The organism is Streptomyces sp. NPDC033229 (assembly GCF_055576875.1).
On the sequence record NZ_JBVIQR010000096.1, the window covers coordinates 1 to 9412 of the forward strand.

At 71.7% G+C, this 9412-nt stretch carries 10 protein-coding genes and 1 pseudogene; 6 read left to right on the plus strand and 5 right to left on the minus strand.

The genetic code is table 11. From position 1 onward, the window contains the following. Positions 1–1167: 1167 nt before the first annotated feature. Genes ACZ53N_RS35185 through ACZ53N_RS35195 form a run of 3 tightly spaced genes read right to left on the minus strand, consistent with a single transcriptional unit; the run spans position 1168 to position 3067 of the window. The gene (locus ACZ53N_RS35185; RefSeq protein WP_469144827.1) at positions 1168–1734 is read right to left on the minus strand and encodes a GNAT family N-acetyltransferase; all 567 of its coding nucleotides are present in this window, start codon (positions 1732–1734) and stop codon (positions 1168–1170) included. A 17-nt stretch (positions 1735–1751) separates the two neighbouring features. Beyond that, positions 1752–2249 carry a hypothetical protein gene (locus ACZ53N_RS35190; RefSeq protein WP_469144828.1) on the minus strand — a complete coding sequence of 166 codons (498 nt, stop codon included), beginning with the start codon at positions 2247–2249 and terminating at the stop codon, positions 1752–1754. Beyond that, entirely contained in the window at positions 2243–3067 is an 825-nt protein-coding gene (locus tag ACZ53N_RS35195; RefSeq protein ID WP_469144829.1) for a hypothetical protein, read from the minus strand. The genes ACZ53N_RS35190 and ACZ53N_RS35195 overlap by 7 nt, the downstream gene beginning before the upstream one ends. Before the next feature lie 329 nt (positions 3068–3396). Here ACZ53N_RS35195 and ACZ53N_RS35200 point away from each other — a divergent pair, with 329 nt between their 5' ends. From ACZ53N_RS35200 to ACZ53N_RS35225, 6 genes and pseudogenes are all read left to right on the plus strand, one after another. Continuing rightward, entirely contained in the window at positions 3397–3720 is a 324-nt protein-coding gene (locus tag ACZ53N_RS35200; RefSeq protein WP_469144830.1) for a hypothetical protein, read from the plus strand. After that, positions 3717–3896, plus strand: coding sequence for a hypothetical protein (locus ACZ53N_RS35205; RefSeq protein ID WP_469144831.1), 180 nt, complete (start codon positions 3717–3719; stop codon positions 3894–3896). Before ACZ53N_RS35200 ends, ACZ53N_RS35205 begins: the two co-directional genes overlap by 4 nt. 100 nt (positions 3897–3996) lie before the next feature. Next, positions 3997–4143: a hypothetical protein gene (locus ACZ53N_RS35210; protein WP_469144832.1), complete on the plus strand. Its 147-nt coding sequence runs from the start codon at positions 3997–3999 to the stop codon at positions 4141–4143. A gap of 5 nt (positions 4144–4148) precedes the next feature. Next, positions 4149–5340, plus strand: a pseudogene (locus ACZ53N_RS35215) (cupin domain-containing protein). Then, the gene (locus ACZ53N_RS35220) at positions 5337–6236 is read left to right on the plus strand and encodes an aldo/keto reductase (protein ID WP_469144833.1); all 900 of its coding nucleotides are present in this window, start codon (positions 5337–5339) and stop codon (positions 6234–6236) included. The pseudogene ACZ53N_RS35215 and the gene ACZ53N_RS35220 overlap by 4 nt, the downstream one beginning before the upstream one ends. Next, positions 6217–7083, plus strand: a complete 867-nt coding sequence (locus ACZ53N_RS35225) for a hypothetical protein (protein WP_469144834.1) — start codon at positions 6217–6219, stop codon at positions 7081–7083. Before ACZ53N_RS35220 ends, ACZ53N_RS35225 begins: the two co-directional genes overlap by 20 nt. Before the next feature lie 291 nt (positions 7084–7374). Here ACZ53N_RS35225 and ACZ53N_RS35230 read toward each other — a convergent pair whose 3' ends face one another. Further along, positions 7375–8364, minus strand: coding sequence for a DNA-3-methyladenine glycosylase (locus ACZ53N_RS35230; protein WP_469144835.1), 990 nt, complete (start codon positions 8362–8364; stop codon positions 7375–7377). Beyond that, on the minus strand, positions 8316–8774 hold the full coding sequence (locus ACZ53N_RS35235; protein ID WP_469144836.1) for a formyltransferase family protein: 459 nt from the start codon (positions 8772–8774) through the stop codon (positions 8316–8318). Before ACZ53N_RS35235 ends, ACZ53N_RS35230 begins: the two co-directional genes overlap by 49 nt. Positions 8775–9412: the final 638 nt, after the last annotated feature.

Sequence of the window (9412 nt, forward strand, 5' to 3'; positions counted from 1 at the left end):
GTGCCAGTACCGCCCGATTGATCGTGATCGCCACAGCCGGATCATGCCACCAGCCAGGCACGACACTCACCCCGCTATCACGCACCAGCTCGTTACTGTCCCTCCCCTCGTGGTGCGCAGATCCGCGACGTTCGGGCAGGTCGGAGCCAGCCACAGGCTTCATACCCCAATGCAACGCTCGACATGGCTTGCCCATCGCTGGCCTGGGTCCTGGTGTGGCAAGCCACCACTGCTGCGCCCCCGGGTACCGGTCACGACCCGGTACCCGGGGGCGCCTTTTCGTCGTTCCCGATGCACGACCGATCGGGGCCTCAAGTGACCACCACCCGGCCCGTCTGAGCCATCTCCCAGTCACACGGGCGGAAGAGCATCCGGCCCGATGACCGGTGTTTCAGCGTCGTGCTTCCAGCACGGCGGTTCCTGCTTGCAGAAGAACCCCCGCCCGTGGCAGTGAGCGCATCGGTGGGGAGCCGTCATGTTGCCAGCGATTCCCGAGTGGCCCACGTAGAGAGTGGAACTGTGGACGTCCCCGGCCCCCCTGCACCCCCGGCAGAACTGGTGCGGACCGGGGCAGGCGGGCTCACTCATTACCGGCTACCGGAATCAACCCAACCGGACCCGTTGCAGGTGCCGCACTGCACGTCTTCGTACTCCGAACCGCCCAGGTTGTCTTCCATGCTGTGGGCGCGCTGTACCTGCTTGGTACCGGACCCGTTGCAGTCGGTGCACTGAGTTGCCATCGGAACCTCTCCATGGTGGTGATGATGCTCTTCCGGGTCATGCCTGTCCCCCGTTCAACGGTGTCTCCCCCTTTCTGCGTAGGGGTTTTAATGCACCCGTCCGGCCGAAACTCCCCAGGATGCACAGTGCCCGCCCTGGTCCGGGACTGGCACCCGCACGCCCGCCGGGAAAGGACAGAAACCCACAGGCGTGCTGACCAGGACGGGTTTGGAGCCTGCCCCTGTGCCGGGTAGGGCTGGAACGCCCCTCTCGGGGGTAAAGGGGGTTCTCTTCCAGCCAGTTGGCGGCCGCGGGGATCCGCGCGTGCTGCTGGAGTGCGCTCTCGATGTTGTGCAGGGACTGTAACGGGCGGTCGGAGCGTACTTCGGGGAGGTACGCGAGGGCGCGTCCGGCGACTTACTGTAGCGGTTTGCAGCGCCTGGCCTGTCAGTGGCCTTGGTCATCGATGTGCAGGAGTAGCAGGTCGAATTCGGGGCCGCCGGGTTCGTTGCGGTACGGGCCTGCGTACTCGTAGCCGAGTCGGGCGTAGAGGCTCTTGCCGCGCTGGTTGGAGGGGAGGGCGAGGAGGGAGGACCAGCGGGGGTTGATGGTCTTGAGGAGTGCTGCGTGGAGCAGGGAGCCGATTCCCTGGGACTGCCACGGTGGCCGTACCGCTAGCTCGCACAGGCCCATCAGCCGTTCGGTGCGGGCGCCTTCGGGGACCTGGTCGAGGAGGTCGGGGCCGAACCAGTAGCGGGCGCTGCAGGGGAAGGCATAGCCGAAGCCGACGGCGGTGCCGCCTGCGTAGGCGGCGACGAGGGCGAAGCCGGGGTGGGCGAGGTGGCCGTTGATCTGCCGGTGGAGTGCGGGCACGGACAGGCCTGCGATGGTGGCTCCGGGGGTGTCGACCAGCTCGGGGTGGGCGTCGGCCCAGATGTCGGCGATCAGGTCGAGCAGTGGTGGTACCTGGCCGGGGCCGTAGGTGCGGATCACCACGTCCGTGCGGGTGCTCAAGGTTGCCGTCTCCTCCTTTAGCTGGCGCTGGCGGTGGTGCGGTACTCCTCCAGCCAGTCGGCGACCGCAGGTACACGGTCGTGCCGCTGGAGTGCGCTCTCGATGTTGTGCAGGGACTGCAGCAGGCGGTCGGAGCGCACCTCGGGGAGGTACGCGAGGACGCGTCCGGCGGCCTCGGCTGCGGCTTCCGGCTCCGGCTGGTCCCTGACGGCATGTTGGATGGCGACGTCGGCGGTGTACAGGGCGCGGTTTCTGGCGAAGGTGTCGCCGTGAAGGAGAACGGCCTGTTCGGCGCCGGTGGCGGCCCGCTCGTGCTGGCCGAGATCGGCGCGGGCGAGGGCTTCGAGGCCGGCCAGCTCGCCGGGGGTGAAGAACTCCAGCCATGCCGGGTCGGCTTCTTCGCGCGGGCCCTTGGCGTAGAGGTGGTGGGCTCGCACGATGGCCCGGTCGGTGGCGGCGGTATCGCCCATCAGGGCCCAGCCTCCGGCCTCGCGCATCGCGAACAGGCTCAGCATGCGCGGCGAGCCGTAGGTGCGGACCGCGCTCTGCGCGCCCTGGGCGGCGGAGATTGCCTCGCGGGGGCGCCCTGAGGCCTTGGCGAGCAGGGACAGGCAGCCGAGGCGTGTGCTTCCAGGGCGGGGTCGGCGGCGATCCGGGCGGCGGCCAGAGCCTCGCCGTACAGGGAGCGGGCGTCGGCGGCGCGGCCGGAGTCGTAGGACAGCCACCCGCCGGCGATCGAGAGGTGGCCGGTCGCCGAGCGGAGCTTCTTGCCGGTCTTCTCGGTGTAGGTCCCGTCCTGGAGCCACTGGTAGGCGGTGTGCAGGGCGGTGGCGGCGTCCCGGCGCAGGGTGGCGGAGCCGTGGTCGTGGTCGTGGGCGTAGAGGGTGGTGACGGCCTGGTCGACGGCGCGCACGGCGCGGGCCCCGATCCAGCCGGGCGCGGTCGCCGGGCCGGGTGCGGGGAGGGTGAGGGAGAGGACGGCGCCCGTACCGTCGGCCAGGAACTCACGGCGGTTGTGCACCGGTGCCTCCTGGTCCGGCCCGTACGGTCCGTCGGCCGGCTGTACGGGCCTTGCTGGGGTGGTGGGGCGGAATCCCAGCTCCTGGATGGTCCGCCCGGTCATCTTTGTCAGGATGCGCCGGTACACCGGCTGGGGACACCCCACGTCTCCGTCCTCCCAGGCCGCGATGAGCCGGGCGGCGCAGGACACGCCCTCGCCCATCTCCTGGCCCGTGGTGTTGATCAGCGCGGCGAACTCGTGGCGGCTCATCTGGAAGCGGCCTTCGCGCACGGCGCGCAGCTGGGCGTTGGGGGGATTGCGGCGGTCAGCCATGTCGGGCTCCGGACGGAATCCGCGGACGGGTGCGGTGACCGTACCGCTCCCGCCCCTCAATTGCCCCGGCGTTGGCCATGGTTCACCCACCGCCGCGGTTTTACATCGGTCTTTCATCGGCCTGGCATCGCTCCCCCCGCCCCGTCGCTGGTTCTTTGGAGGGGCAGGTCAGAACGACGAGTGCGGGGAGGCCTCCAGTGTCGAAAGCGTCGGGCAGGAGATGGGTTGCGCTGGCGGCACCGGATGCCCGCAAGCGCCGGTCGTGGGCCAGAGCTCATGACCAGTGCCGGTGGGAAGCGTGCGGGGTGCGGTGGGACGCCGTCGCCGTCATGCCGATGACAGCGGGACTGGAGGCTCTCGACCGCATGCGGCTGGCCCCCCAGGGCGGCCACCCCGTGCTGGCGGACCACCTCCGGGGCGAGCTGTACGTCCTGGTGCCGCCCCGCACCTTCCCCCGGGTCGAGGTGCCGGGGGTGCGGGTGCTCTCCTCGGGGATCCACCTGGTACTGCCCCGTACCGCGGGCGGCTCGGAAACAGCCAACTGGCTCTCCACGCCGCGAGGAGAGTGCCCCCAGCTGGTCCGGGCGGACCGGCTCGCCCGACACCTCCAGGCGCTCCTCGACGGCGGTCGCCGGGAGGTGGCGGGGCGATGACCGCCGACCACGACGCCGGGATCTCCTGGCACCCCGTGCGAGCCGCGCTCACGCTCGCGGTCCCCGGCCTGGCCGGCCCCGGCGCAGTGCTGCACCAGCAAGCCGGCGAACTCCTCGACCGCACCGACGAACCGCTCCCGGCCGCGATGCCGGACACCGCCCTCGACGGCTCGTAGACCGCTTCGCACCGGGAGCCCATCAACTCCCCGTCCTCCGCCGGAGGACGGGGTCACCCAAGGGGCGCGCACGCTCGCCCCACCCCTTTTGGAGGATGCAGTGGCCAACCACACCACACCCACGCCCGCCGAGCCCAGCTCGGGCCTGCTGATCGCCGCGCGGCGGATCACCGCAGCCCGCACCCGGGCCGACCAGCCGTCGGACAACACCGGCGGCAAGTCCGACTCGAACGACACCGGTTCCTGACCCCGATGACCGACACGCCCTTGTGGGCGGAACGTCTGGGCGGGGAGACCTTCCTCGCCCAGACGCTTTCCCGCTCCCACCACGTATCCCGCGGCCCCGACGGGGCCTTCGACTCGCTGCTGAGCTGGGACATACTGAACACGATCCTGGCCACGCACCGGCTCGCACCGCCCCGGCTGCGGCTCCGCCGGCGGGAACGCCCTGCCTCCCGAGCGGTACGCCGTGCCGGTCACCAACCGGCGGGGCTCCTCCTGGCACCGCCTCCTACCCGCCGACTTCCACGCCCGCCTCACGGAAGGGGCCTCCCTGGTCCTGGACTCCGCCGAAGAGATCCACCCGCCCATCACCGCGGCAGCACACGGCCTGGAGCGGTTCGTACGGACCTCGGTCCAGGTCAACGCCTACGCCTCCTGGACGCCCACCGAGGGCTTCGGCACCCACTGGGACGACCACGACGTGGTCGTCGCCCAGATCGACGGCGCCAAGCGGTGGCGCCTGTACGGGCCCACGCGCCCCTCCCCCGACTGGCGCGACGTCGAGTTCCCCCCGGAGCCGACGGGCGACCCGGTCGAGGAGGTGGTGCTGACCTCCGGTGACCTGCTCTACGTGCCCCGCGGGTGCTGGCACGCGGTCACCGCCGACCAGGGCACCCCGTCGCTGCACCTGTCGTTCGGGCTGACCGGACCGCGCACCGGAGCCGACCTCCTGGGCTGGATCGTCGACCAGCTGCGCACCCGCCTCACCGTGCGCCAGGACGTCCCCCGCTTCGCCCCCGCCCACGACCAGACCGCCTACACCGAGGAACTGCGCAAGGAACTGCTGGCTGAACTGGACCGGCCCGGCCTCGTCGGGCGGTGGGCGGCATCGGTGGATACCACCCACCCCGGACACCCCCGCACCTCCCTGCCGTACATCACCGGGGTACCGGCGGACCCGGGCGTCGTCATCCGGCTGACCTGCCCCCGCGCCCACCTCGATACCGGCCCGGACGACGGGACGGTGGTGCTGGCTGGTGCCGGAACCGCGTGGGAGTTCGCCGCTGCGGCGCGGCCGGTGCTGCAGGCCCTGATGCCCGGCCGGCCGGTCGCGCTCGGCTACCTCGCCGAGCAGGCCGCACTGCCGGTCACAGACGTGGCCCAGATCGTCACGGCCCTCGTGCAGGGCCAAGCCGCCGCCGTCACCGGGACCGGCCGGTGAGCGCGGCCCTGGGCCTGGGAACGTACAGGGTGCGCGCCGTCGAGGAGGCGGCGCGCACCGCGTGCGCGGCCGGCGCGGCGTGGGTGGACACCGCGCCCAACTACCAGGACGGCCAGGCCCACCCCCTGCTCCGGCAGGTGATCGCCGACTTCCCCGCAGTGAAGGTCTCGACGAAGACGGGGTTCTTCACCTCCTCCCAGGGGCGGGAGGCGGTGGCGGCCGGGGCGCTCGGCGAGGACCAGGCTGCCGTGGGCCACAGCCTCGACCCTGGCTTCGTCCGATGGCAGGTCGAACGGTCGGTGGAGGAACTCGGGCGCGCGGACGTGGTCTTCGTCCACAACCCCGAGCAGGTTGACCGGCACCGCCCCGGCATACACACCCGGCTCCGGGCTGCGTTCGCCGTGCTCGAAGACCTCGCCCGTGCGGGCCGGATCGGCGGGTACGGGGTGGCGACCTGGTCGGGGCTCGACCACGCGGTGTTCACCGTGCGGGAGCTGCTCGGGCTCGCCCGGCAGGCCGCGGGGGCGGGGCGGCATCATCTCGTGGCGTTGCAGCAGCCGGTGAGCCTGGTCATGGACCGCCCGATCCGCCACGCCCTCGACGGCCGGGGCACCCTCGTCCAGGCCCGCGCCGCCGGACTGGTCACCTTCGGCTCGGCCCCGCTCCACGGCGGTGACCTCCTGGGCCTGGTGACGCCGGAACTGGTCGACCTGATCCGGCCCGGGATTTCGGCAGCCGGCGCCTGCCTGCTGGCCGCCGCGTCAACCCCGGGCCTGGACGTCGTCCTCCTCTCCGCCAGCACCCCCACGAACTGGGCCGAGGCCACCGCCGCGCTCGCTCTACCGTTGGACGCCCGACGACTCAGGGAGATCACCGATGTATGCGCCACCCGATGACGGCACACGGGCCCGGATGGAGGCCGCGCTCAACGAAGCCGCCCGGCGCCTCGGCGTCGAGACGGCCCGGCCGCTCGCCTGGGGATGGCAGGGCTGCACCATCGGCGCCCGCGCCGGACAGGACCGGTGGCTGCGGGTCGACTCCGGCAAAGCCGGCCGACCGCAGCGCGCACCGGGCGAGGGAACCACCGGCGCCGAGCAGCTGGTCCCCGGTGAGGTGCCGCGCCCCCGGCTGTACGCCGTCACCGCGTGGACGGCCGACGGCTACGCCTATGAAGCCGAGCTGAGCGACCTGGTCACCACACCCGTCGTCTCCCCCCACCGGTGCGACCTCGTCACCGACCCGGGCCTGCCCGATCAGTGGTGGACAGACCTCCGCCACGCCCTCGACACCCTGGGCAAGACCGAAGGGGCGATGCGGGTCACGGTCCGCGACAGCTGGGCAGCACGGGCCTTCCCGCACTTCCTCGGCATCCCCGGGCCGTCGGAGATCGAGCGCACCACCGGCCACGGCGACCTGCAATGGGCGAACATCACCGGCCACCCGCTGACGATCCTGGACTGGGAACGCTGGGGGCGGATCCCGGTCGGGTTCGATGCGGGCACCCTGCACGCCGCCAGTCTCGCCGTCCCCACCGTCGCCGCCCGCATCCGCGACACCTTCGCCGACGTCCTCGACACCGACGCCAGCCGCGTCGGGGAGCTGTGCGCGCTCGCCGAGATGCTCCAAGCCGTCGCCCGCGGCTGGTACCCCCACCTCGCCCAACCACTCGCCGACCGAACCGAACACCTCACCGGTGCACGACCTCCGAATCGACCATCTCCGGACCTTCCGCCCGCCATGTGACGTACTGCGCATCACCGTCGTTGACCAGCCGAGTGCACGCCCCCCGGCTACCACGCCCAAGAGTCCGGGGGCTGTTGCACGCCCGTGCCTGCCTGGGTTCCAGCCAAGGTGAGCCCATACACAGCATCAGATCAGAAGCGATCCCAACCACACCGACACACCACATACAGGCGGGGCGTCCCTACGGTGAGCACTTTCCGCGGCGTCCACCCGGCCCAGGCACAACCCGCCCGAGGCGAAAGGGCGATGCGTCACGAGTTCTGCATGACCCGAACACCCAGGGTCGCCGTGCTAGGAGTCGCCCGGAAGCAGGGGCTCCAGGATCGCGGCCAGGGTGTCGGCCGTGGCAGGGCCGGGAGTCAGCAGATGCAACCGGTCACCCGGCGCGTCCAGACAGACCATCGCGCGGGTCTCGGGGTGGAAGTGCCGGAAGCCGTCGGTGTCCAGGGCGAAGAGCAGGCCGTCGCCGGTGGAGGGCACGGCGGCCAGTCCCGGGTGACGCAATGGGAGGTCACGGGCGAAGGTGCCCTGGTGTTCCGCCGCGCGGACCGCCTCTGCCAGCGCCGGGGTCGGCGTGTCCGTGGTCACCGGCACGGCGGTGGCGAAGAGTTCGGGAAGCGGGGCGGCTGCCGCCCGTACGGCAGGGGTGCTCCACCAGATCGTCTGCGGCGTGCCGCCCCGGTGGGCCGCGTGGGCGATCCAGCCCGCCGCCAGGCGGATCAGGAGATCCCGCCGGCCGGCCTCCGTGCAGGTTGGCCCGCCCGCGCGGGCGGGCAGCGGGATGTAGTGCTGTGTCCGTGGGGCGTGGGCAGGGCGGGCGGTGGGCTCGGGCGGCAGGGGGCGGGCGGCGGCCAGGGCGGCGGTCCAGTAGGCCTCCCGTACGCAGTGGGCGCGGTCGATCGCGCCGGCCGTGCGGCATATCTCGGGGGTGGGGAGGGCCAGCCGGTCTCCTTCGTTGAAGTTCAGGCCGGCCGCCCACTCGCGGGCGGCAACGAGGGTGCCGTCCAGCCGCCGTACGCGGGTGACGAGGAGATCGGCGCCCGCCGTCGTGATGGCCACCGCGTCGCCCGGAGCCGGCACGCGGGTGCCCGGGGGGCGGTCCGGCCGGGCAGTGTCGGGGGCGGGGCGGACGGCCGCCACGTCCAGGACGACGGCCGTCCCGCCGGCCAGGAGCTTGGGAAGGCCGAAGGTGTTGGCCGCGTTGCCGACATGGGCAGCCCGGCACCAGCGGGCTACCTCCTGCCCGGTGTGGTGGGCACCGATGAGGCCGGCGCCGGGCATCCGGTCGCGGCGGGTGTAGTAGCTGCGCCGCCCCGCGCGTCCTGTTTCCGAGGGGCGAGCCGGTCCTGTTCCAGGGCGTCGATCAGGGCCGTGAAGGAGTCGAGGCCGTGGTGGTAGCACTTCACGCCGAGCGACAGGGCGGTTTCGTCCTCGTCCATGGGAAAGCGGCGCTGGACGAGGATGTCACCGCTGTCCACCTCCTCCGCCATGACGTGCCAGGTGACCCCGTACTCCGTCTCCCCGTTGAGGACGGCCCAGGCCGTCGAGTGCACCCCGGCGTAGCGGGGCAGCGGGGAGCTGTGGAAGTTGACCGCCAACCGGGCCGGGGCGGCCAGTTCGGCGGGGTTGAGGACATATGGGTTGACGATGCTGAGGAGGAAGTCGGGCTGGGGGCCGGTCAGGTGCCTCACCCGCTGCGCGCCGGGGATGCCGTGGTCCTGGGCCCAGCTGCGCGCCGGGCCTTCGGGCCAGCGACACCGGTAACCCGGTGGCCGCGGGACAGCAGAACGCCGGCACAGGCGGGGCAGACTTCCGACAACGTGCATCACGGGCGCGCAGCAGGAACATGTACCACCCCTTTTGCTTCTCGCGCCACTGTCTACGCCGTTTCGGAAAAGGGGCATAATGGATGAGATTCTGAAGACCGGATGCCCGCCCGGTACCGGGGCGGTTCACCTCCCCCGTTGAATCGCCCCCCCCGGGCCGCCTCCGGAACCTGCAAATTCGAAGACAGCGGCAACGACACCCTGTATGGCAGCAGCAGGACACTGATCTTCCAGAGCACCGCCGCCAACATCGACATGGGCGGTGACGACACCCGCCCGGAGGAGGCTGGGCCTGTCGCGAAGATCAATGAGACCTTGTCCCCATCGTCCTTCCCGCGCAGGACGGTGCTCTGTGGAATGACTTCAGCCAGGGTTACGGCGGGCGAGGGCAATACCCGCGCAACTGAAGGCCGCCACGGCGGCGAAGGTGATGGGTAGACCGATGACGTCAGCCACGAAGCCGATCACAGGCGGCCCACCGAGATACGCGATGTACCCGACAG

Excerpts from the sequence above, each read along its gene's own strand:
- ACZ53N_RS35190 (WP_469144828.1), bottom strand. The coding sequence starts at position 2,249 with ATGCTGAGCCTGTTCGCGATGCGCGAGGCCGGAGGCTGGGCCCTGATG.
- ACZ53N_RS35195 (WP_469144829.1), bottom strand. The coding sequence starts at position 3,067 with ATGGCTGACCGCCGCAATCCCCCCAACGCCCAGCTGCGCGCCGTGCGC.
- ACZ53N_RS35200 (WP_469144830.1), top strand. The coding sequence starts at position 3,397 with ATGCCGATGACAGCGGGACTGGAGGCTCTCGACCGCATGCGGCTGGCC.
- ACZ53N_RS35205 (WP_469144831.1), top strand. The coding sequence starts at position 3,717 with ATGACCGCCGACCACGACGCCGGGATCTCCTGGCACCCCGTGCGAGCC.
- ACZ53N_RS35225 (WP_469144834.1), top strand. The coding sequence starts at position 6,217 with ATGTATGCGCCACCCGATGACGGCACACGGGCCCGGATGGAGGCCGCG.
- ACZ53N_RS35230 (WP_469144835.1), bottom strand. The coding sequence starts at position 8,364 with ATGCCCGGCGCCGGCCTCATCGGTGCCCACCACACCGGGCAGGAGGTA.